Genomic DNA, 23132 nt, shown 5'->3' with positions numbered 1-23132 from the left:
GCCGCGCCCATGCCCGACACCGCCTACCACGAGCGCGAGCGCTGGATCGAGGACAACAACGATTACCTCGCCGCGTCCCTGCATTGGCTGCGCCTGCGCCTGCAGCAACTGGCCGCGCCGCCGGCCGACGCCGGCTCCGCGCAACGCGCGCCGGCGCACGGCATGCCGCAGTGGTTCGGCCGCGCCGCGCCGCCGGCCGCGCCCGCGCTGCCGGCGCCGCAGGCCTTGGCCGAACGCATCGCGCAAGCCAACGGACAACGCCAGCGCGCCGCGCGCGGCGAATCGCAACCGGCGTTGCCGGCGCTGGCCGAACGGCTCGGGCTGAGCGCGTTCGAGACCGACATCCTGCTGCTGTGCGCGGCGATGGAACTCGATCCCTCGCTGCCGTCGCTGATCGCCGCCGCGCAAGGCGGCGGCACCGGCGCGCCGAGCTTCGCCCTGGCCCTGCGCCTGTTCGACGATCCCAGCTGGGACGCGCTGGCGCCGCAGCGGCCGCTGCGCTATCTGCATCTGCTCCAGGTCGATCACGCCGGCGCGACCGCGCTCACCGCCGCCGCGCTGCGCGCCGACGAGCGCGTGGTCGCCTGCATCAAGGGCTTGAACCTGCTCGACGAACGGCTCTCGGCCCTGCTCACGCCGTGCGCGCCGGCGCCGCTGTCGGCGAGCCAGCGCGAGTGCGCGCAACGCATCCTCGCCGCGCTGCACGCGGCCGCGCCGGGCGCGTCGTTGCCGGTGGCGCAATTGCTCGGGCCCGATCCGGGCAGCCGCCAAGCCATCGCCTGCGAGGCCGCGCAAGCGCTGGGCCGGCATCTGTACCGGCTGCCGATGGAATCGCTGCCGACCCCGCGCGCCGAAGTCGATCTGCTGGCGCGGCTGTGGCAACGCGAAAGCCTGCTGTTGCCGGTCGCGCTGTACATCGACGCCGATGCGCTCGACGGCGCCGGCGGCGAAACCTTGGCCGCGCTGCGCCAGTTCCTCGCCCATCCGCTCGGCCTGAGTTTCCTCGGCCTGCGCGAAACGCCGCTGGCGCTGGACGCGGCGCATTGCAGCGCGCAGGCGCCGCTGCCGAGTTCGGCGGAACAACACGCGGCGTGGCTGGAGCATCTGCCCGACGACAGCGACGAGGCCGCGCGCGAACGCGAGGCCGCCGAGCTGTCCGGCCACTTCCAGCTCAATCTCGGCCAGATCCGCGCCGCCGCGTCCCCGCGCGACGGCGGCGGCGACGCCTGGGACGCTTGCCGCGACCTGTCCACCGCGCGTCTGGACGCGCTGGCGCAGCGCTTGGAGCCGAAGGCGCGCTGGGCGGATCTGGTGCTCAACGACGAATCCACCGGCCTGCTGCGCCAGATCGCCGCGCAGGTGCGCGAACGCCACCGCGTCTATCAGCAGTGGGGCTATGCCGAACGCATGAACCGCGGCATGGGCATCAGCGCGCTGTTCGCCGGGGAAAGCGGCACGGGCAAGACGATGGCCGCCGAGGTGATCGCCAACGAGCTGCGCCTGAACCTGTTCCGCATCGATCTGTCCGGCGTGGTCAGCAAGTACATCGGCGAGACCGAGAAGAACCTGCGCAAGCTGTTCGACGCAGCCGAGCAAGGCGGCTCGATCCTGTTCTTCGACGAGGCCGACGCCTTGTTCGGCAAGCGCAGCGAGGTCAAGGACAGCCACGACCGCTACGCCAACATCGAAATCAACTACCTGCTGCAACGCATGGAGGCGTTCTCGGGGCTGGCGATCCTCGCCACCAACATGAAGGGTTCGCTCGACACCGCGTTCATGCGCCGGCTGCGCTTCGTGGTCAATTTCCAGTTCCCCGGTCCCGGCGAGCGCAAACGCCTGTGGCGCGGCGCGCTGCCGCCGGGCGTGCCGTGCGAAACCTTGGATTACGAACGCCTCGCGCGCTTCAACCTGTCCGGCGGCAACATCCACAGCATCGCCCTAAACGCCGCCTTCGCCGCGGCCGGCGACGGCGGCGCGGTCGGCATGCCGCGGCTGCTCGACGCGGTGCGCACCGAACTGCGCAAGCTCGAGCGACCGGTCAACGAAGCGGAGTTCCGGTGAGCCGCGCGCCCGCCCCCGCCGCCGCGCCGCTGACGCTCAGCATCGAGCGGCTGCGCCTGGACGGCCCGGCGCTGACGCCGCTGCAAACCCGGCAGCTGCAACGCTCGCTCGCCGCCGAACTGACCCGCCTGCACCGCCTCGAACCGCTGGCGCCGCGCGGCGGCACGCTGGAATGGCTGCGCGCGCCCGAACTCGGCGCGAGCGCGACCGCCGACCCGGTGCGCCTGGGCATCGAACTCGCGCGCGGCCTGCACCGCGCACTGGCGCGCGGCGCATGAGCGAACGCGCCGCCGCCGTCCGCCCCGCCGCGCCGGCCGCCGCCACGGCCCCGGCGCGCGCGAACGCGAACGCGCGGCGCGCGCCGGAGCGCGCGCGCGGCAACGAAGAACGTCCGCTCGCGGCGCCGTCGCCGCTGTCGCCGCCGCCGATGTTGCGCAGCGACGACGCGCCGCCGGACTTCGCCCGCATCCATTGCGGCGGCCCGCGCATCCACGACGCCGACCTCGCCCGCGCCCGCCTCACCGCGCAACTGCTCGGCGAACTCGGCCGCGCGTTCGGTCTGGATCTGTCGCGGCTGGAAGTGCGCGTCGACGCCGACGCCGCGATCCGCATCCAGGCGCGCGGCGCCAACGCCTTGCAGGAAGACGCGCGGGTGCTGCTGCATCCGGATCGCTACCGCCCGCGCGAAGCGCAAGGCCGCTACCTGCTCGCGCACGAGACCGCGCACGCGGCCCAGCGCTCGCTCGCCGCCGTCGCGCCCGGCGACACGCTCGCCGCCGCCGAAGCCGAGGCCGACGCGCTCGGCGCCGCGTTCGCGCGCGGCGACCCCCTGCATCGTCCGCGCGTGGCGCTGCGCAGCGCGAACGCCGCGGCCGACAACGGCCAAAAAGCCACCGCCGAGGCGGCCGAAGCGCCGGCGCTGGCCGGCTCGGTCAAGACCAGCCGCTCGCGCGAGCTGGAGTTGATCCGCGACGCGCTCGACGGCTGGTGGGTGTCCGACGGCGATGTGTTCAAAGTGATGCGCATCCTCGACACGGTCGAGTTCGACGTCGCGGTGGCGATGGTCGGCGCGCTGTCGCCGGATCATCGCTATTGGCTGGCCGACAACATCAACCCGCCGCATATGTATCGCCACCGCCGCTCGGTGCTGGCCAGCTACCGGGCGCTGGAACCCTCGCGCTACGACGCCATCGACCTCAAGGCCTTGCGCGCGCTGCCCGACCAAGGCCTGGACCTGGAAGAAACCCAGGCGCTGATCTACATCTTCGGCCAGTTGCCGGCTCCGATGCAGGAAGAACTGCGCGCCTCGGAAAAAGGCGAAGCCATCGCCCGCCTCGTCAACGCGCCGGCGCCGAACCCCGACGTGCTCGCCAAGCTCGCCGCGGCGCGCAAGCAAACCGCCGCCGACGAAGCCGCGCTGGCGAAGAAACGCGAAGCGCTGCTGAAGAAGAAGGACGACCCGGGCGCCAACGATCTGATCGGCCGCATCCGCCAGACCCTGCAGGCGCCGACCGACGCCGACGGCCAGCCGCGCCATCCCAACGCCAACGACGCGATCGCGGCCTTGGCGATGCTCTACCCCGAACTCGCCGACGACGCGCGCTTCGGCTACATCGGCGAACAGCTCGAACGCGACGGCCTGATCGACCTGATGCTGGAACTGCTGCCGCCGGAAGCCTTCGTCGGCCAATCTCAGCCGTGGCAGAGCGAGACCCTGTCCGCGCTGGTGCAGACGCGGCTGCCGTACAAGAACGAACAATTGCTCGAAGACTTGCTGTCGTACCACCTGCTCGACTGGGCGATCCGCGACCACGAGGCGCTGTTCGCCTACCGCCTGCTGCAAACCCTGCCGATGCCGGCGCAGTACCGTTTCCGCCAACGCGAAGACGGCAAGTACTACCTGCGCCTGATCGACAACCTGCCGCGCGACGAGAAGACCGGCCTGCAACTGCCGGTGCTGGAAATCCGCAAGGCCGCCGACAAGGAAGAGTACGAGCGCATGCTCAAGCTCGGCGCGCAAGGCGCCAGCGTGCCCGGCGGCTGGCGCAGCACTACCGACACCTATTACTACGACGCCTCCGGCCTGCAGCGCCAGCGCCTGGACCAGGGCGACGCGCGCGACCAGCTGCAGGCGCTGGTGAAGAAGTTCAAGCAAAAGCGCCGCTGGATCTACAGCGACGGCGAAGCCGTCGAGCTGTACGGCGATCTGGTCAAGCTCGGCGCCGGCTCGCTGGAGCGCGGCCACGAAAGCCCCGGCGACGAGATCCTGCTGCAAGCCTATCTGCGCGAACTCGACAGCCTGGGCTTCATCGACGAGCTGTTCAACCAACTGCCCGAATCGTTCCTGTTCAACCAGAACAACCGCGTTGCCACGCTCAAGATCATCCTCGCCCGCGATCCGCTGCGGGTGCGCCAGCAGGCGCGCGAACTGGTCAGCCGCGGCTTGTTCAGCGATTGGATGGTCAAGGATTGGGAGGCCTATCTGGCGTTCCAATGCGTCAAGGCGCTGCCCGACGACGAGCGTCAGGCCTTCATCCGCGACAACCCCGACACCTGGGCGCGCATCCAGGCCGAGATGGGTCCGGCGATGCGGCAGGCGCGCGACATCAACGCCTACGTCGGCGACCGCGAAGGCACCGACCGCGCCGGCGTGCTGGCCCAGCTCAACGACCCCGCGTTCTGGACCGTGGAGAACGAAGTCGCGCTGCGCGGCGCGCTGCGCATGGCGATGGCGATGTCCGAGCACCGCTACGCGTTCGAGCGCTCGCAGACGTTCAACGTGATCGGCAAGCAGCCGAAGTTGGCGACGCTGCTCGACGACTTCCGCCTGTGGAATCCGGCCGCCAAGCGCGACAAGTACGAACCGGAAATGCTGAAAGGCACGCGTTGGCATGAGGAAGGCGTGTTCGCCTCGCTCAAGAGCCTGTGGGGCGGTCTGGTCACGCTGTGGAACATGGATGTGCTGTTCGTCGACGGCAAGATCGGCGCGCGCCTGGATCTCAACGACGTGCAGAAGTTCATGGGCGGCGACCTCATGGGCATGCAGTTGGCCAAGCCGTCCAAACGCAGCAGCAAGCAGGAGCCGGTCGGCGCGCAGACCAACAAGCTGACGTTGTTGCTGGACCCGGGCTGGCTCGACGGCCAGGGCAAGTCGGCGGAGTTGATCCTGCCGCAGTTGCTGATCGAATCGAGCAACATCCAGCGCGACGGCAGCACCCTCCAGACCGGCCAGGTCGATCTGCGCCAGCTGCACATCCGCGCTGCCTACGATTCGCAGAACCAAGGCCAGGCCGCGCAGGCGCAGGTCAGCCTGGATTCGCTGGTCGCCAACGACGTGCTGTTCGCCAAGAGCCGCGCGATGTACACCATCGCCCGCCTCACCGTGACCGCGCTGCGCTTGGCCGCGGGCAGCGTGGATTCCACCACCGGCGCGCCGCCGGCGCAGCGCAAGGGCCGCTACATCCCGTTCCCGCTGCTGGTGTTGATGGTGTTGCCGTGGCTGGCGCAGTTGGCGGCGCTGGGCTTGATGGCGACCGGCATCAACCGCGCGCGCGGCCTCGCCGACCAAGGCCTGGAACCGGACAACCGCTTCGGCAGCGATCTGACCAGCCGCATCCGCGCGATCGACATGAGCTTCGGCAGCCTCACCGCCGAAGGCTTCGCCAGCAGCGGCGGCCAACGCGTGGCGCACGCCGAGGTTCAGGACTTCGCGATGCGCGTCGGCCTCAACAAGGCCACCCGTCTGCGCGCCGAGTTGGCGTCCATCGCCCAGCGCAAGGCCGCGCTGCAAGGCCGCGCCGATGCGGCCAAGACGCTGGAGGAACTCGACGCGCGCAGCGCCGAACTGGAACGGCAGCGCGCCGCGGTCGAAACCCAGGAGCAGGAATATCTGGCGATCCAGGCCAAGCTGCGCGCCGGCGGACAGACGCCGGACCAGCAAAAGCAATTGCAGGCCGATCTGGACCGGCTCGATTTCGAAGACAAGGGCGGCGCCTTCCTCGACATCGGCAAGGTCGCGGCCTCGGGCATCGAAGGCACGGTCACCAGCGCCGAGCCCATCGTGCTCAACAACATCCACGGCCAGGGCAGCAGCACCGCGCTGATGGGCTTTTTGTCGAGCCCGACCCAGACGCCCGCGGAAACCGCGCGCCGCGCCAAGGCCGGCGAACGCGCGCCGGCGCTGGCCACGCCCGGTCATGTCGGCGATTTCGGCATCGACCTCGGCGATGTCCACACCGGCCGGATCGAGGTCGCCGGCGGCGTGCGCACGGTCGAAAGCATCGACAAGAAACTGGAAGAGCTCGGCGACGTGTCCGACCGCCCGCACCTGCAACCGCTGGTCGACAGCCTGCAGTTGCTGCGGCCCAAGGCGCAGCGCTATCAGGCGATGGTAGCGATGGGCCTGTCCGCGCTGAGCAAGGCCGAGCTGGAAGAATTCGCCCAACTGCGCAAGCAGCTGACCGACGATGCCGCGCTGATCATCGAATCCATCGACCTGACCCGGGCGCGGCTGGACCTGGACCTGTCCAGCGGTCACGTCGGCCTCAGCGCGCAGCAGGCCACCATCGCCGGCCTGCAACTGCCGCAGCAAGGCATCACCGTCGAACAGATCAAAGCCTCGGGCCTGCGCGCCGGCGCACTGCCGGCCGGCGGCCTGCTCGACTGGAGCGACTGGAAGAAGAACCTGCGCGACGCCGAGCTGGGCGCGGACACACTGCAGATCGACAAGGCGCGCAGCAAGTACCACGGCCTGCTGTTCGAGAAGGCCACCCTCACTGGGCCCTATGCGCGGGTCAAGCAGCGCGGCAATCAGATCGAGCTGGGCCTGAACCACCTCAACATCGAAGGACTCGGCGTGGTCCCCCGCTTGGGCCTGCTCAACCAGCGCCTGCGCGGACTGCGCGAGAAGGCGCGCGCGGCCGCCGATAAGGACAAGCCGGAGCTGGAGCGCAAGATCGGCGAACTGTCCGGCCTGATCGGCGAACTGCAGGCGCTGGCCGACCAGCGCCACAACGCCTATCTGAGCCTGCAACGCGCGCAGACCCCCGCCGAGATCGCCGCGGCCAAGGAGGCGGTGGCGCAGGCCGACGGCGTGATCGCGCTGAACCTGACCCAGTACGGCGCGGCCAACGCCGACCTGGACGAGTTCGGGATCGAGGCCACCGGCGCCGGCGACGTGCTCTCCGACGTGCTCGGCAGCGGCTTCGACCCGATCGCGATGCTCGAGCGCGGCGGGGTCGCCATCACCGGCAGCGGGCCGGGCCACCGCGCGTTCAAGTCGATGCGCCTGCAGCACGCGCAGACCGTCGGCGACAAGCCCGGCAGCAGCGTGTCGGCCGAAGCCGGCGAGTTCGCCGTCGGCGAAACCCGGCTCGACATCAACGCCAAGAAGGAAGGCGACGAGATCCTGATCGAGGTGCCCACTTTCGAGATCGACAGCCTCAGCGCCGAACGTTTCGTGCTGACGTCCAGCGACGAAGCCTCCAGCGTTCAGATCTGGTCCGACGGCCGCAGCGGCCTGGAAGCGCTGCGCTTTTCCGGCACGGTGAAGCTGAGCTCGCGGGTCAAGGGCAGCCGCGAGTTGTCCGACTACCGCCTGGCCTCGGTGCACATCAAGACCGCCGGCATCGGCCGCTTCTACGGCCAGGATCTGGGTCTGGCCCTGCCCTCGCGCAAGCTCGAAGTGCAGATCAAGTCCGGCTCGATCAACGGCATCCGCAGCAACGAGATCGATGTGGTCCTGCCCGCGGACGACAAGGCCTCGCCGCTGATCACCGGCGCCGACGGGGCCGCGTCGGTGAGCATCGACTCGATCGACAAGCTGGTGGTGGGCAAGGCGATGGCCGGCGCGTGGTCGGGCAGCGGCCGCCTCGATGCCAAAGACATCAGCGTCGGCCTGCTCGCAGACGGCGCGATCCAGGCCAGCATCGGCGACCTCGACCTCAGCGACATGCTGGTGCGCGGCCCCGACGGCTGGGCGCGCTTCTCGCTGAGCGACCTCGGCGCCAAGCTGACCTACCGCAAAGGCGCGCTCGATCTCGACGACGTGCATTTCGGAACCCTGCAGGCGCCGGCGCTGCATTGGAAGGTCGGCGCCAGCGGCTTCGTCGACGCCGATCAGCCGGTCACCATCCGCGATGTGCGGGTCAAGGGGCGCATCGAGTTCCCGCCGGAGCCGGACAAGGCCGATCCGGCGGCGCAGCCGCAGAGCAAGCAGCCGCCGCTGCAGCGGCTGAAGATCGACCGCCTGCACGTCGGCTCGATCGATGCCCGCCACCTGATCTACCAGGACGAGAACCACCGCGTCGAGATCGGCCCCGAACAGGACAAGCTGCCCAAGCACATGCGCCGGATCGAGCCGCTGCGGCTGACCAACCTCGACGTCTGGGGCTTGGACTGGCAGCACGGCAAGGGCGTGGTCGGCGGCCGCGCCAAGCTCGACGCGTACCAGGCCACCGCCCAGTACGAAGGGCTCAAGAGCAAGATCAAGGCCGGCGCCGCGCTGACCGGCACCGGCATGACCGCCCAGGTCAAGGGCCCGGGCGTGTTCGGCGTCGACATCGGCCGCATCTCCAAGATCCGCGGCTTCTATCACGACGACAAGATCGATACCAAATTCTTGACCGGCAGCGTGGTCGGCTCGGTCACCCTCGGCCCGGATTTCATCGAAGCCGAGAGCGTCGAGGTCAACGACATCCAGTTGGGCCGGACCACTTACACCAACCTGCAGCAAACGCTCGAGCTCGGCGGCGCCCGCATCGCCAAGGTCAAGCTCGGCAAGGTCCGGCAGAACTTCGCCAAGTCCGAAGACCCGAAAGACGAGGGCGGCAGCATCCCCACTACGCTGGAAGTGCGCGACCTCGACCTCACCGGCGTCGCCGCCAACAGCTTCATCTACCACGGCAGTTCCAAGGGCACCACGGCGACCGGCGAGGAGCAGTCCTCGACCCAGGACGTCACCGCCAAGCACGCGGAGATGGAGCACCTGCGCATCGGCCGCATCGACTACGACACCGCCGCGGCCAAGACCACGCTGGGCGATGTCAGCCTGGACGAAGGCGAGGTCGATCCGAAGGCCGGCTACAAGCCCAAGCCGTTCAGCCTGCGCGGCCTCGACGCCAAGATCGTCAACACCATCGGCGACAAGGAAACCACGATCAAGCTGCTGACCGATGTCGAAGCCGGCCCGCTGACCTCCGAGCGGATGGTGTTCGACTCGGTCGTGCTGGGTTCGGTGCTGGGCAAGGACGGCAAGCAGCACGACATCGTCCGCAGCCGCACCGACGGCGCCTTCGTGCTCTCGTACTTCGGCCTGATCAACCCCGACCTCACCATCACCGACGAGAAAGGCAACATCACCCGGGTCTCCGCCTACGACTACGGCTCGATCAAGCTCAGCAACCTGCGGCCGAAGTTCCTGCCCAACAACACCATCGCCGTATCTCTGGATTCGCTGGCCGCCAACCGCATCCAACTACAGCGCGGCAGCGGCAAAGAGCTCAAGCCGGAAGACCCCACGGTCAAGATCGACTTCGCCGAACTGCGCGACATCGCGGTCGGCCTCAAGGGCATGGGCACCAAGGAAGGCCTGCAGGTGCTCGGGGCCAAGATCGGCCTGGCCACCGGCTCGAAGATCCAGGTGGACATGCAGATCGACCGCAGGATCGACAGCAGCGACGAAGGCTTCAAGAAGCGCATGGCCGACTACCGCGAAGCGCTGAAGAAGCCCAGCCACGCACTGATCGCCGAACCGCTGAGCGGGATGAGCGGCGACGCCGAGGTCGAGCCCGAGAACGTCGAGCTGTTCTGGGGCGTGGAGCTCCCCTGGGACCCCAACCTGCGTCTGCCGATCCGCGGCGGCCGGATCAACTTCGACCAAGTCTCGCCGTATGCGGTCAACATCCGCGAAGGCCATCTGACCCTGGGCGACTTCGGCCCGGAGAAGAACATCGGCCCCGACCTCGCCGGCCTGCCCGGCATCCACGCCAACGCCGGCGAGCACGGCATGCTCGACCTGCGCGAGCTGGTCGAAGGCCTGTATTCCAAGCCACCGACCGCGCCCAAGCGCGGCGACACCGCGACCGACCTGTCCGCCTTGCGCAACCTGAATTTCGGCGCGCCGCAAGTGCGTCTGGGCTCGGGCAAGCTCGGCGTCGACCTCACCGACGACAAGAGTCTCGGGCCGGGAGACATCTATCTGGACGTGCAGCGCGAACGCGCGGACCAGAACGTGCTGCGCATTCCCTGGCAACACGTCGGCGACCGGGTCGAGTTGCTCCTGCCGCAGTTCCACGCCAAGGGCGCCGGTTTCCCCGGCGGCAAGACCGGCGCGATCGATCTGTTCAACGTCTACGTGCGGGTCGGCAACCTGGCCGAAATGCAGTTCACCCTGCACGTCTGGGTCGGAAAGGGGTTCATCAAAGACATCGAATTCGGCGATGTGAAACTGACCACGGCCGACGCGCTGTCGCTGCAGCCCGCGCCGGAGGCCAAGGATATGCCGCCGTCGGAGCCCAAGCCATGAGCCGCGCACGTCCCGCCTTCGCCCGCCGCACCGGCGCCGCCGCGCCGCCGTCGCGACCGGCTCCGCTGCCGCCGCGCCAACGCGCGTTCTTCGAGCGCGCCTACGGCCAGGACTTCTCCCGCGTGCGCCTGCACACCGACCCCGGCGCCAACGCCTTCGCCGGTTCGCTCGGGGCCAAGGCGGTGACCCAGCACGAGAACATCGCCTTCGCCGCGGACCGCTACGCGCCCGAGTCCCTGCCCGGCCGCACCCTGCTCGCGCACGAACTCGCGCACGTGGTGCAGCAGCGCCAGGGCGGAGCCAGCGACGCGAGCGAAGCGCGCGCCGGCGCGGCGGCGAGCCAAGTCGCCGCCGGCGGCGCGGTGCCGGCCAGTTCGCTCGGCGGCGCCGAACCCGGCGGCCTGCATTGCGATCCCGACGAAGACGCCAAGCCCAAGCCCGAAGGTCCGCAACCGCTGCCGCCGTTCCGCCTGCCGCCGCTGGTACCGCCGATGCAGTTGCAGCCGCCGCAGTTGGACTGGCTGAAGATGCGCCGGACCTTCGATTCGCGCGGCTTGTCGATGAACGACCGCGACGGCGCGTCGATCCTGGCGGAATGGCAACGCGGCTCGCGCCTGCTCGACACCCTCGGCATGGACGACAAATTCAAGTTCTGGTTCATCGACAAGCCTTGGCTGCTCAACCTGGGCATCTCGATGCAGCTCGACCAGATCAACGCCCGCGACAACCCCAACGCGATGGACCGCTTCGACCGCGAATGGAAGAACGCGTACCCCGACGAATTCCGCACGCCGATGATCCCGATCTTCGACCTCGACTGGTTCCGCAAGGGAAACAAGAAGTGACGCCGACATGAGTGGATATCCGCGTTCTCCCAAGATCCTGCGCGGCGGCCTGGTCCTGCTGGACCCGGACAACGGCAACGTGCAGCGCATCATCGCCCTGCAGTACAACCCGGAAACCATGACCCGCACCTTGCAGGTCAAGGCCACCGGCGCGGACAGCGGCGGCCACAGCGAAGCCTTGCGGCTGAAAGGCCCGGCGGTGGAAACCATCAAGCTCGACGCCGAGATCGACGCCACCGACGGCCTCGACACCGGCAAGGGCACCGCCGGCACGATGGGCTTGCATCCGCAGCTGGCGTCGATCGAGGCGCTGGTGCATCCCAGCAGCGGCGAACTCTACGCGGCCAACGCCGCCGCCGGCGCCGGCGTGCTGGAGATCGCGCCCGCCGCCGCGCCGCTGTGCCTGTTCGTGTTCGGGCCGAACCGGATCGTGCCGGTGCGCATCACCGAGCTCGGCATCGTCGAGGAAGCCTTCGACACCGCGCTCAATCCGATCCGCGCCAAGCTCAGCCTCGGCCTGCGCGTGCTCAGCGTCGACGACCTGGGTTTCGACGGCAAGGGCGGCGGTTTGTTCATGAGTTATCTGCTGGCCAAGGAGAAATTGGCCGGTCTGGCCGCGGCCGGCGATTTCCAGGCGCTGGGCATCGCCGGCGTTCCCGTCGTTCCCTAACCGCAGCGAGCGCACGATCATGGCCAATTACGATTTCCCTCCGACCAGCCGCTACTACGACGTCGAGACCGCGACCCGCGCCGAACCCGACGGCACCCTCGTGCCGTATCTGCGCCGGCGCTTCCTGCCGGCGCTGGACGGGTTCGTGCTGCTGCACGAACACCGCGTGACCGAAGGCGAGCGGCCCGACCATGTCGCCGCCGCCGAACTCGGCGATCCCGAAGCGTTCTGGCGGCTGTGCGACGCCAACGCCTCGATGCATCCGGACGAACTCACCGACCAGATCGGCGAGAGCGTGCGCATCACTTTGCCGCTGGGCTTGCCCGGGCCGGGACGGGAGTAAGGCATGCTCAAGGGCATTCACCTGACTTTACTGATCGGCCCGTCGGTGCCGATACCGGTGCCGCGCGCGGTGTCGGAAGCGCTGCAGAGCGCGACCATCACCAGCGCCAAGGACAAAGCCGGCTTCCAGTTGGTGTTCGCCGCCGACAAGGGCTCGACCTTGCTCGACGTGCTGCTGCCGGCCGGCTACTTCGACCCGATCACCACGCGGGTGATCCTGGTCGTCACCCTCGGCGGATTTCCGCACGTGCTGATGGACGGCGTGGTCACCCGCCAAGAACTGGCGCCGAGCAGCGAGCCGGGGCAATCGACGCTGACCATCACCGGCGAGGATCTCAGCGCGCTGATGGATCTGGTCGAACTCAAGCGGCCGTTCCCGAACATGCCCGACGTCGCCAAAGCCTATCTGGCGCTGGCTCCCTACGCCGCCTTCGGCGTGATCCCGGTGGTGATCCCCGGCTTCATTCCCGAAGTCGCGACCTCGGACAAGAAGATCAAGTCGCAGAACGGCACCGATCTGGACTTGCTCAAGAAGCTCGCCGGCGAGAACGGCTTCGTGTTCTACGTCGAACCCGGCCCGCTGCCGGGCCAGAGCATCGCCTACATGGGTCCGAACATCCGCATACCGGTGCCGCAGCCGGCGCTGAACATCAACATGGACGCGCATACCAACGTCGAGTCGCTGAGCTTCTCGCTCGACGGGCTGGCCAAGGAAACCATGCTGATGGCCGTCGACGACCCGATCACCGGGCGCATCCCGACTCCGATCCCGATCCCCGCGGTCAACATCTTCCAGCCGCCGCTGGGCGCGCGGCCGACGCCGCCGGCGAAAGTGGTGTTCTCGAAGAAGCTCGGCGGCGACGAGTCGATCGCCTTCAGCGTCAAGAAGGTGCTCGGCCGCCTGCTCAAGGGCTCGGCCAACGCCATCACCGTGTCCGGTTCGCTGGACGTGTTGCGCTACGGCCACGTGCTGCGTTCCAAGGCGATGGTCGGCGTGCGCGGCGCCGGGTTGGCCTACGACGGCATGTACTACGTCGACAGCGTCACCCACAAGATCAAGCGCGGCGAGTTCAAGCAGAGCTTCCAGCTCAGCCGCGACGGCCTGATTTCGCTGACTCCGAGGGTGCGGCCATGAGCGATGGACCCAACGGCGCCGGGCAGTTCCCGGGCCTCTACCGCGGCACCGTGGTGATCAACGTCGACCCGGAAATGCGCGGCCGGCTGATGCTGACCATTCCCGACGTGCTGGCCTTCGTGCCCAGCACCTGGGTCGAACCGTGCACGCCGCTGTCCGGCCCGGTCGGTCCGGGCATGGGCGTGTACATGGTGCCGCCGCCGGGCGCGGGCGTGTGGGTGATGTTCGAACACGGCGACCCGGACAAACCGGTGTGGCTGGGCTGCCGCTTCGACACCCGCGGCGATCCGCCGGCGATGGCCAAGCTCGGCAATCCGCTGGACCCCAACATCATCATCCAGTCGATGCTGCAGAACATGCTGATGATCAGCGACATGCCGCCCACGCCGCTGACCGGCGGCATCGTGCTCAAGAGCGCCACCGGCGCGATGCTCGTGGTCAACGACAGCGGCATCTACCTCGACAACGGCAAGGGCGCGTCGATCTGGCTGGTCGGGCCGACCATCACCTTCAACAAAACCGCGATGGCCATTACCTGAGGACGCCGCCATGCCTGGATTCCTGCTCCACGCCAACGCCGCGATGACCTGCCAGCACGCCGCCGGCCAAGCCAAGATCGCGCCGGTGCAAACGCGCGTGCTGGTGTCGGCGCAACCGGTGGCGACGATTCCGCCGGGCGCGCCGACGATCGTGGTGATGGGCTGTCCCTTCACCCTGCCCAACGGCAAGCCGCAGCCGTGCGTGACGATCAAATGGGCGATGCCCTCGGCGCGGGTGACGATCATGGGCTTGCCGGCGATGGTGACGCCGCCGCCCGGCCCCGGCACCGGCCCCGGCATCTGCCAAAGCGTCGAACAGATTCCGCAGGGCGCGCCCATCGTCGGCGCCGTGCAGACCCGCGTGTCGGCGATGTGAGCCGCGAAGGAGCCCGCCATGCACCTCGACTTCCCCTTCCGCATCGACGGCCGCGGCCGCAGCGCGCAGACCGATCACGCCGGCTACGTGCGCGACCTGATCGAGCAACTGGTGTTCACCCAGCCCGGCGAGCGCGTCAACCGCCCCGATTTCGGCAGCGGCCTGATGCAGTTGGTGTTCGCCGGCAACAGCCCAGAGCTGGCGGCGACCGTGCAGTTCACCCTGCACGCGGCGCTGCAGCGCTGGCTGTCGGATCTGATCGAAGTGCGCGAGCTCAGCGTGGACGCCGACGACGCCACCCTCACCGTCAGCCTCAGCTACGTGCTGCTGCGCACCCGCGAACCCTTCAGCGCCAGCTTCACCCGCGCCCTCTAGGCGAACCCGCCCAGGCCAGGACACCGTCATGACTCTTTCCTGCCGCAACGATCCGCGCCGCGATGCGGTCCGCGCCTTCCAGGGCCGGGTCGGCCTGGACTTCGTCGAAGTCAGCGCCGATCAACTCACCCTGCACGTGTACTTCCTCGGCAAGCTGCCGCCGGAGCTGCGCGAAGACGGCCCCGGGCTCGAGCGCCATCTGCGCATCGAAGGCGGCGCGCGCATCCGCGACCTGCGCATCCTCGACGCCGACCCGCACCTCAGCGACGAGCCCGATGTCGACGATTGGCTGGTGCTGCGCCTGGACCGCTACGGCGATCACTCGCGCTATCGCCTGCGCCTGCTCGACATCGCCGGGCTCGATCCGATGTACGCCAGCGCCGAGTTCTCGTTCAAGGTCGGCTGCCCGTCGGACCTGGATTGCAAAACCGCGCCTGCCTGCGTCGAAGCGCCGCCGCCGGAGCCGGTGATTTCGTATCTGGCCAAGGACTACGCGAGCTTCCGCCGACTGATCCAGGACCGGCTCGCGCTGATCGCGCCGGATTGGCCGCTGGCGCACGTGCCCGACATCGGCGTGACCCTGACCGAACTGCTGGCCTACGCCGGCGATTACCTGAGCTATTTCCAGGACGCGGTCGCCACCGAAGCCTATCTGGGCACCGCGCGCCAGCGCATCTCGGTGCGCCGGCACGCGCGTCTGGTCGATTACTTCCTGCACGAAGGCTGCAACGCGCGCGCCTGGGTCGCGATCGAGACCGATCAGGACGTGAGCCTGCCGACCGCGGCGATGGCCTTCCTCAGCGGCGTCGACCCGCAGTGGGCGCTGCCGACAGTGCTCGGCCCCACGCTGATGAACGAGCATCCCACGCTCGCGTTCGAGCGCTTCGAGCCGCTGCTGCCGGACGGCACCGACGCGCTGCGTTTGCTCGCCGCGCACAACCGCATCGGCTTCTACGATTGGGGCCGCGAGGACTGCTGCCTGCCGCGCGGCGCCACCCGCGCCACCCTGCGCGATGCCTGGGTGGACGGCGAAGGCGAGGCGCGCGCGCTCGACCTCAAGCCCGGCGACGTGTTGCTGCTGCGCGAAGTGCGCGGCCCGCGCAGCGGTTTGGATGTCGACGCCGATCCCGCGCGGGTGTGGCCGGTGCGTCTGACCCAAGTCGAGCGCAGCGAAGATCCGCTGTTCCCCGTCGCGACCGGCGGCGACAACGTCCCGGCGCGGCCGACGCCGTTGCTCGAAGTGCAGTGGCACGCCGACGACGCGCTGCCGTTCCCGTTGTGCTTGTCGGCGCTGGGTCCGGCGCCGGCGTGCGCGCGTCTGCGCGATCTGTCGATGGCCTTCGCCAACGTGGTGCTGGTCGATCACGGCCGCAGCCTCGGCCCGCTCGATCTGGGCACGGTGCCGCAAGGCGAGAGCGAAGCCGAATGCCTGTGCGAAGGCCAACCGGGCGACGTGCAACGCGTACCCGGCCGCTTCGACTGGCGCCTGCCCGACGCGCCGCTGACCCACGCCGAAGCCGCGCCGCCGCCGGCGCGCGCGGCCAGCGCCAGCCTCGCCCAGGATCCGCGCGCTGCGCGCCCCGCGTTGCGCCTGGTCGACAGCGGCGGCGGCGCGTGGACCGCGGTGTTCGACCTGCTCGCCAGCCGCCCCGACGACCGCCACGTCGTCGCCGAGATCGACAACGACGGCCGCGCGCGGTTGCGCTTCGGCAACGGCGAACTCGGCCGGCGCCCCGGCGCGGGATTGGAATTCACCGCGCGCTATCGGATCGGCAACGGCCGCGCCGGCAACGTCGGCGCGCACAGCATCAACCGGATCTATCTCGGCGACGGCGAATGGAACGGGCTGCGCCTGAGCATCGACAACCCGCTCGCCGCCGCCGGCGGCAGCGAGCCCGAATCGCTGGCGCAGGCGCGCCTGCTCGCGCCCGGCGCGTTCCGCACGCAACTGATGCGCGCGATCACCGCCGACGACTACGCGCGCATCGCCGAACGCGACGCGCGCGTGCAGCGCGCCAACGCCGAACTGGTGTGGACCGGCAGTTGGTACGAAGCCGACGTCGCGCTCGATCCTTACGGCCAGGTGCCGGCCGGCGAGGAACTGATCGCGCAGACCCAGGCCGCGCTCGAACGCGTGCGCCGCATGGGCCACGACCTGCACGTGGAAACCGCGGTGTACGTGCCGCTGGATCTGGCCCTGGAGGTGTGCGCCCTGCCCGGCTACGAGCGCGGCGAAATCCACGCCGCGCTGCTGGAACGCTTCGGCGCCGGGCGCCGCCGCGACGGCGGGTTGGGCTACTTCCATCCCGACCGACTCGGCTTCGGCCAGAACCTGCGGGTCAGCGCGCTGGTCGCCGAGGCGATGGCGGTGCCGGGCGTCGAATGCGCGCGCGTCACCCGCCTGCAACGCTTGTACGCCGCGCCCAACCGCGAACTCGAAGACGGCGTGCTGCGCCTGGGCGCGCACGAAATCCCGCGGCTCGACCGCGATCCCAACTATCCCGAACACGGCAAGCTCGCGATCAGCGTCGGAGGTGGCCGATGAATTCCCAGTCCTGCGGTTGCGGCGGCGGCGCTTGCGGCGACAGCGCCTGCGGTTGCTGCGACGGCATCGCCGCGTCGACCCCGGTCGACATCGCCAACCGGCCCGGCCTGCCCGAACTGCGTTATCGCGTCGGCACCCACGGCCGTTTTCTGGCCAGCATGCAAGCGCGGTTGCCGACGATGGAGGTCGAAACCGCCGGCGACGACGGCCTGCCGCCGCGCACGCTGCGGCCGCTGCAGGCGCTGACCACGCGCGACCCGGCCGATCCGGCCATCGCCTTGCTCGACGCCTGGGCCACGGTCGCCGACGTGCTGACCTTCTATCAGGAACGCATCGCCAACGAAGGCTATGTGCGCACCGCCACCGAGCGCCGCTCGCTGGTGGAGATGGCGCGATTGGTCGGCTATGCGCCGCGTCCGGGCGTGTCGTCGAGCGTGTTCTTGTCCTACACCGTCGACGACAACCAAGCCGAGCCGGTCGATCTGCCGGTCGGCACGCGCGCGCAAAGCCTGCCCGGACCCGACGAAACCCCGCAGTCGTTCGAGACCGACGCGCCGCTGCAAGCGCGGCGCGAGTGGAACGACCTGTCGATCCGGCGCGAACGCCCGCAGTCCATCGACAGCGCCAGCGTGTTGTCGATCGACCGGGTCTACGTCAAAGGCGTGGACACCGGCGTGCAATCCGGCGAACTGCTGCTGTTCCAGTTCGGCGCCGGCGCCGCGGCGGTGTACCAGATCCGCCGCGTGGTCGCGGTGGAGACCGACTTCATCGCCCAGCGCAGCGCGATATCGCTGCAGCCGATGCAACCGCTGCTGGCGCAGGCCTTGTCGCCGCTGGCGACGCTGATCGGCAAGCTCGAACAATTGCAGAGCCAAGGCAACGGCAACGCCAACGCGCTGGCGCGGTCCAAGGCCTTGCAATCGGCGGTGCGCCTGGGCGCGCCGCACTGGCCACTGGCGCAGTGGCATCAGCGCATCGCCGAGGGCGTCGGCGGCGCCGCGCTGGTTCCGCTGGACGACTTCGACGATGCGATCAAGCGCATCCTGCTGCCGCTCGCCGCGGTGCGGACCCAGGCGCTGGCGTTGCTGAAGATGCTGATCGCGCAACTGAAATGGCGGATCGGCCAGGGCGAAGGCGATGCCCGCGCGGTCGACAACGCCGAATCCCTGCTGGGCGAGATCGAGCAAGGCCATCAGGTCGCGCCGTTGCAGGACTGGGACGGCGTGCTCGGCAGCGGCGTCGAGGAGGAAGAGTCGATCCAGCTGATCCAGGATTTCGACGAAGCCATCGAAAAGCTGCAACCGTCCGCGTCCGGCCCGGCCACCAGTTCGCCCGACGAGTTCGTCGAGGGCCTGCTGCGCAAGCCGGCGGTCCAGGTCGCCAACCCGCAGCGGCTGCGCCGCGATCTGCGCAGCGCCTTCGGTTACGGCGCCGACCTGCAGCCGCAACTCATCACCGATTTCGCGCCGCGCCTGAAAGACAACTATTACCAGGCCTGGCGCGGCACCGAAGTGAAAACCCAAGTCCTGTCCCAGCGCCTCGTAGCGCTGTATTCGCTCGGCGCGGGCGAGGCGCTGTTCGGCGCCGCCACCGGGCGGCCGATGCCGGAGATCGTCAACAACAAAGTGCCGGCGGTGCAGACCTGGGGCGATTGGCTGTACGCGGAGGACGAGAACGACAGCAACGCCTTCCTCGGCAAATCGCTGCCGCTGCTGGCTAAAGGCGATCTGGTGTTGGTCACCCGGCCGGGCGATACGGATTTGCCGGATTACCGCATCCTCACCGTCGACGCGGCGCGCACCGGTCCGCGCAACGCTTATGGCATTTCCGGCGAAAGCACCGAACTGGAATTCGGCGTCGACGGCACTGCGACGATCTGGCGCACGGTCGAAGCCGGCAAGGAAGGCCGCGACGAGATCCATGAGCTGCGCCGCACCTGGCTGCATCCGCAGCGCAAGCGGTTGCTGCCCGTGCCGGAACCTATCCTCGACGACGTGTCCGGCGCCACCCTGGAACTCGGCCCGCTGCATCAGCAACTGCAGTCCGGCCGCTGGGTGGTGGTGGAAGGCGAGCGCAGCGACATCGAAGGCGTGCGCGGCGTGCGCGCCAGCGAGCTGATGATGGTCGCGGGTCTGGAGCACGGCTACGACCCTTACCTGCCCGGCGATCGCCCGCACACTACTCTGCATCTGGCCACCGCGCTCGCCAACGCCTATTACCGCGACGGCTTGCGCATCCACGCCAACGTCGTCCCCGCCAGCCACGGCGAGACCCGCCGCGAAGTGCTCGGCAGCAGCGACGCGCGCCAGCCGATGCAGCGCTTCTCGCTACGCCAGCCGCCGCTGACCTTCCGCCCCGCGCCGACCGCGGCCGGCGCGGCCAGCACGCTCAAGGTCCTGGTCGACGGCGTGGAGTGGCAGGAAGCCGCCAACCTGTCCGCGCTGACGCCCGACGCGCGCGCCTTCGTCACCCTCACCGGCGACGACGGCGTCACCCAGGTCATCTTCGGCGACGGCGAACACGGCCTGCGCCCGCCCAGCGGCTTCGAGAATCTGCGCGCGGAATACCGCAACGGCATCGGCGGCGCCGGCAACGTGCGCGCGGGGCAAATCTCGCTGCTGATCTCGCGCCCGCTCGGAATCAAGGACGTGGTCAATCCGCTGCGCGCGTCCGGCGGCGCCGACCGCGAAACCCTGGAACTGATCCGCGAGAACGCGCCGCGCTCGCTGATGGCGCTGGACCGGCTGGTGTCGCTGTCGGACTACGCCGACTTCACCCGCATGTTCGCCGGCATCGCCAAGGCCGACGCGGTGCGCCTGGGCGACGGCACGCGCGAGTTGGTCCACATCACCGTCGCCGGCGTCGACGACATGCCGATCGACGAGGAGTCGGATCTCTACCGCAATCTGCTGGCCGCGCTGCGCGAACTCGGCGACCCCGCGCTGACCGTGCAAGTGGCGATGCGCGAACGCCTCGCGCTGGTGTTGCAAGCCAAGCTGCGGCTGCTGCCCGGCTATCGCTGGGAGCCGGTCTCGGCCGCCGTGCGCGAGCGCCTGCTCGACCGCTTCGGCTTCCACGCCCGCGCGATCGCGCAACCGGCGCTGCTGTGCGAACTGGTCGCGGCGATCCAGTCGGTGCGCGGCATCGATTGGGTCGACGTCGACAGCTTCGGCGCGATTCCCGAGACCGTCGTGGATTACCACTCCCAGCAGCGCCGGCTGATCACTCAGGGCGAAATCACCGACACCGTGCGCGAGATCCTCGACGGCGACTCGGACAGCAACGGCTTCGACGACGACGACGAAACCCACGAGCCGCTGCAGCCGCCCGCGCGCGTCGACGCCGGCCGCGCCGAAGTCGAGGGCGAGCGCATCCGGCCCGCGCGGCTGGCGTTCTTCGCCCCGGCCATTCCCGACACCCTGATCCTCAACCCGGTCCAGTGAGCGACGACATGGACATTCCCTCGCTGCACGCCCCGCCGCGCATCGACCGCCTGTACCGGCTGCTGCCGGCGATCCACCGCATCCGCGACGCCGAGCAGGGCTATCCGCTGCAGGCGCTGCTGCGCACCATCGCCGAGCAGATGAATCTGGTCGAAGACGACATCGCCCGGCTCTACGACAACTGGTTCGTGGAAACCGCCGACGATTGGGCGGTGCCGTATCTGGCGGACCTGCTCGGTTATCGCCCGGTGCTCGCCGCCGGCGCGCTCTCGCGCGAACTCGGCGAAGCCGGACAGGCGCTCAACCGCGCGCTGGTGCCGCGGCGCGAGGTCGCGCACCTGATCGCGCAGCGCCGGCGCAAGGGCACGATCGCGCTGCTGGAGGATCTGGCCTTCGACGTCGCCGGCTGGCCGACGCGCGCGGTCGAGTTCTTCAAATTGCTCGACCGCGCGCAGGACATCGACCATTTGCACCTGGATCGCTTGGGCACCGCCTCGCTGCGCGACGGCGCGGCGCTGGAACGCTGCGGCAGCCCGTTCGACACCCTCGCCCATAGCGTCGACGTGCGCCGCATCGCCTCGCATCGGCGCATCGGCCGCTACAACATCCCCAGCGTCGGCGTGTTCGCCTGGCGGATGCGCAGCTATCCGGTCACGCGCACGCCGGCTTACTGCGTGGAAGACGCCGGCCCGCACTGCTACACCTTCAGCGTGCTCGGCCAGGACGCGCCGCTGTACCGCAAGCCGCGCGCGGAGACCGACCCCAGCCACCTCGCCGACGAAACCAATCTGCCCTTGCCGCTGAGCCGGCGCGCGCTGCGCGACGCTCTGGCGCAGGAATACGGCAGCGACGCCAGTCTGGCGATCTGGGCCGAGCAATGGGCCGGCCGCGACGGCAGCGAGCCGGTGCCGCCCAGCGCGGTGGTGATCGCCGACCTCAGCGGTTGGCGCTATCGCACGCCGCGCGGCAAGGTCGCGGTCGATCCGGTGCTCGGCCGGTTGATGTTCCCGCCGTCGCAAGTGCCGAAGAAAGGCGTGCGGGTGAGTTATCGCTACGGCTTCGCGATGGATCTGGGCGGCGGCGAGTATTTGCGCGGCGTGCAGGATCCGGCCTGGGAGTTCGTCCTGTACCGCGTCGGCGACAGCGACGCGGCCGCCGCGGCCGGCGACGACGAGAACCTGCCGCCGGTCGTGCCGCGCATCGGCGACGCGCTGCGCCTGTGGAACGAGCAATCGCCGCAGCACGCGGTGATCGAACTGCTGCACAGCGGCGTGTGGGTCGAGCCGTTGCATATCCGCCTGCGCCCCGGCCAGTCGCTGACCCTGCGCGCGGCCGACGGCGTGCGGCCGGTGATCCGCCTGATCGATTGGCAGACCGATCTGCCCGACGCCTTGACGGTCGAACTCGACATCGGCAGCCGCTTCCACCTCGACGGCATCCTGCTGACCGGCCGCCCGCTGCACGTGTGCGCGCCGCGCGAGCCGGGCACTTACGCCGAACTCGCGCAGAGCACGCCGAACTGCGCCGCCGAAGTCTCGATCCGCCATTGCACGCTGGTGCCCGGCTGGGGCATCGGCTGCGGCTGCGAACCCGAGCGTCCCGCCGAACCGAGCCTGGAACTGCACGGCGTGCGCGCCAAGGTCAGCGTGCGCCACAGCATCCTCGGTTCGATCCAGGTGCAGGAAGACGAAGTCGGCACCGATCCGATCCCCTTGCTGATCGAGGACAGCATCGTCGATGCCGCCGGCCCGCGCGAACAAGCCATCGGCGCGCCCGCCGCCGCGGTCGCCCACGCCTGCCTGACCCTGCGCCGCTGCACCGTGTTCGGCATGGTCGAGGTGCATGCGGTGGAACTGGCCGAAAACAGCCTGTTCAACGATTGCCTCAACGTCGCCCGCCGGCAACTGGGCTGCATGCGCTTTTGCTACGTGCCCTGCCGCTGCCGCACGCCGCGCCGTTACCGCTGCCAGCCCGACGAAGCCATCGAAGCGGTGCGCGCGCGCAAGCTGCCGGCGGCGGTGGAGCAAGAGCTCATCGCGGCCGAACGGCTGCGCCTGCGCCCGCGCTACCAATCGCGGCGCTACGGCCGCCCCGGCTACGCGCGGCTGGCCGCCGACTGCGCGCCGGAACTGCTGCGCGGCGCCGACGATCAATCCGAACCCGGCGTCTACCACGACCTCTACGAACCCCAGCGCCAAGCCAACCTGCGCGCGCGCCTGGACCAGCACACCCCGGCCGGCATGACGGTCGGACTTCTCCTTGCCGACTGACCTGAAA

General features: G+C 69.5%; 13 protein-coding genes. All 13 read left to right on the top strand.

The window, feature by feature from the left end; translation table 11 throughout:
- The first annotated feature begins 9 nt into the window (after positions 1-9).
- The 13 genes from J5226_RS11595 to J5226_RS11535 are packed head-to-tail and all read left to right on the top strand — an operon-like array spanning position 10 to position 23125.
- Positions 10-2061, top strand: a complete 2052-nt coding sequence (locus tag J5226_RS11595) for an ATP-binding protein (protein WP_215840031.1) — start codon at positions 10-12, stop codon at positions 2059-2061.
- Positions 2058-2339, top strand: coding sequence for a hypothetical protein (locus tag J5226_RS11590; RefSeq protein ID WP_215840030.1), 282 nt, complete (start codon positions 2058-2060; stop codon positions 2337-2339). The genes J5226_RS11595 and J5226_RS11590 overlap by 4 nt, the downstream gene beginning before the upstream one ends.
- Positions 2336-10585, top strand: a complete 8250-nt coding sequence (locus J5226_RS11585; RefSeq protein WP_215840029.1) for a DUF4157 domain-containing protein — start codon at positions 2336-2338, stop codon at positions 10583-10585. Before J5226_RS11590 ends, J5226_RS11585 begins: the two co-directional genes overlap by 4 nt.
- The gene (locus J5226_RS11580) at positions 10582-11430 is read left to right on the top strand and encodes a DUF4157 domain-containing protein (RefSeq protein ID WP_215840028.1); all 849 of its coding nucleotides are present in this window, start codon (positions 10582-10584) and stop codon (positions 11428-11430) included. The genes J5226_RS11585 and J5226_RS11580 overlap by 4 nt, the downstream gene beginning before the upstream one ends.
- Before the next feature lie 7 nt (positions 11431-11437).
- On the top strand, positions 11438-12100 hold the full coding sequence (locus J5226_RS11575; protein ID WP_215840027.1) for a hypothetical protein: 663 nt from the start codon (positions 11438-11440) through the stop codon (positions 12098-12100).
- A 19-nt stretch (positions 12101-12119) separates the two neighbouring features.
- Positions 12120-12443, top strand: coding sequence for a LysM domain-containing protein (locus tag J5226_RS11570; protein ID WP_215840026.1), 324 nt, complete (start codon positions 12120-12122; stop codon positions 12441-12443).
- Positions 12444-12446: 3 nt separating this feature from the next.
- The gene (locus J5226_RS11565; RefSeq protein ID WP_215840025.1) at positions 12447-13577 is read left to right on the top strand and encodes a hypothetical protein; all 1131 of its coding nucleotides are present in this window, start codon (positions 12447-12449) and stop codon (positions 13575-13577) included.
- Positions 13574-14116 (top strand): phage baseplate assembly protein V, encoded by a 543-nt coding sequence (locus J5226_RS11560; RefSeq protein WP_215840024.1) that lies wholly within the window; start codon positions 13574-13576, stop codon positions 14114-14116. The genes J5226_RS11565 and J5226_RS11560 overlap by 4 nt, the downstream gene beginning before the upstream one ends.
- A gap of 10 nt (positions 14117-14126) precedes the next feature.
- Positions 14127-14492: a hypothetical protein gene (locus J5226_RS11555; RefSeq protein ID WP_215840023.1), complete on the top strand. Its 366-nt coding sequence runs from the start codon at positions 14127-14129 to the stop codon at positions 14490-14492.
- A gap of 18 nt (positions 14493-14510) precedes the next feature.
- Positions 14511-14867, top strand: a complete 357-nt coding sequence (locus J5226_RS11550; RefSeq protein ID WP_215840022.1) for a GPW/gp25 family protein — start codon at positions 14511-14513, stop codon at positions 14865-14867.
- A 28-nt stretch (positions 14868-14895) separates the two neighbouring features.
- A complete protein-coding gene (locus J5226_RS11545; RefSeq protein ID WP_215840021.1) occupies positions 14896-17412 on the top strand; it encodes a putative baseplate assembly protein in 2517 nt (838 codons plus the stop codon).
- Positions 17409-20855 (top strand): putative baseplate assembly protein, encoded by a 3447-nt coding sequence (locus J5226_RS11540; RefSeq protein WP_215840020.1) that lies wholly within the window; start codon positions 17409-17411, stop codon positions 20853-20855. Before J5226_RS11545 ends, J5226_RS11540 begins: the two co-directional genes overlap by 4 nt.
- Positions 20856-20863: 8 nt before the next feature.
- Positions 20864-23125 carry a hypothetical protein gene (locus J5226_RS11535; protein WP_215840019.1) on the top strand — a complete coding sequence of 754 codons (2262 nt, stop codon included), beginning with the start codon at positions 20864-20866 and terminating at the stop codon, positions 23123-23125.
- Positions 23126-23132: the final 7 nt, after the last annotated feature.

The organism is Lysobacter sp. K5869 (genome assembly GCF_018847975.1).
Taxonomy (GTDB): domain Bacteria; phylum Pseudomonadota; class Gammaproteobacteria; order Xanthomonadales; family Xanthomonadaceae; genus Lysobacter.
The sequence above is the reverse complement of the archived record's forward strand: the minus strand, read 5'-3'. Positions and strand labels throughout refer to the sequence as shown.

Bases quoted from the DNA above. Each gene is read 5' to 3' on its own strand.
- J5226_RS11595 (WP_215840031.1), top strand. From the start codon at position 10: ATGCCCGACACCGCCTACCACGAGCGCGAGCGCTGGATCGAGGACAAC.
- J5226_RS11585 (WP_215840029.1), top strand. From the start codon at position 2,336: ATGAGCGAACGCGCCGCCGCCGTCCGCCCCGCCGCGCCGGCCGCCGCC.
- J5226_RS11580 (WP_215840028.1), top strand. From the start codon at position 10,582: ATGAGCCGCGCACGTCCCGCCTTCGCCCGCCGCACCGGCGCCGCCGCG.
- J5226_RS11575 (WP_215840027.1), top strand. From the start codon at position 11,438: ATGAGTGGATATCCGCGTTCTCCCAAGATCCTGCGCGGCGGCCTGGTC.
- J5226_RS11570 (WP_215840026.1), top strand. From the start codon at position 12,120: ATGGCCAATTACGATTTCCCTCCGACCAGCCGCTACTACGACGTCGAG.
- J5226_RS11565 (WP_215840025.1), top strand. From the start codon at position 12,447: ATGCTCAAGGGCATTCACCTGACTTTACTGATCGGCCCGTCGGTGCCG.
- J5226_RS11560 (WP_215840024.1), top strand. From the start codon at position 13,574: ATGAGCGATGGACCCAACGGCGCCGGGCAGTTCCCGGGCCTCTACCGC.
- J5226_RS11555 (WP_215840023.1), top strand. From the start codon at position 14,127: ATGCCTGGATTCCTGCTCCACGCCAACGCCGCGATGACCTGCCAGCAC.
- J5226_RS11550 (WP_215840022.1), top strand. From the start codon at position 14,511: ATGCACCTCGACTTCCCCTTCCGCATCGACGGCCGCGGCCGCAGCGCG.
- J5226_RS11545 (WP_215840021.1), top strand. From the start codon at position 14,896: ATGACTCTTTCCTGCCGCAACGATCCGCGCCGCGATGCGGTCCGCGCC.
- J5226_RS11540 (WP_215840020.1), top strand. From the start codon at position 17,409: ATGAATTCCCAGTCCTGCGGTTGCGGCGGCGGCGCTTGCGGCGACAGC.
- J5226_RS11535 (WP_215840019.1), top strand. From the start codon at position 20,864: ATGGACATTCCCTCGCTGCACGCCCCGCCGCGCATCGACCGCCTGTAC.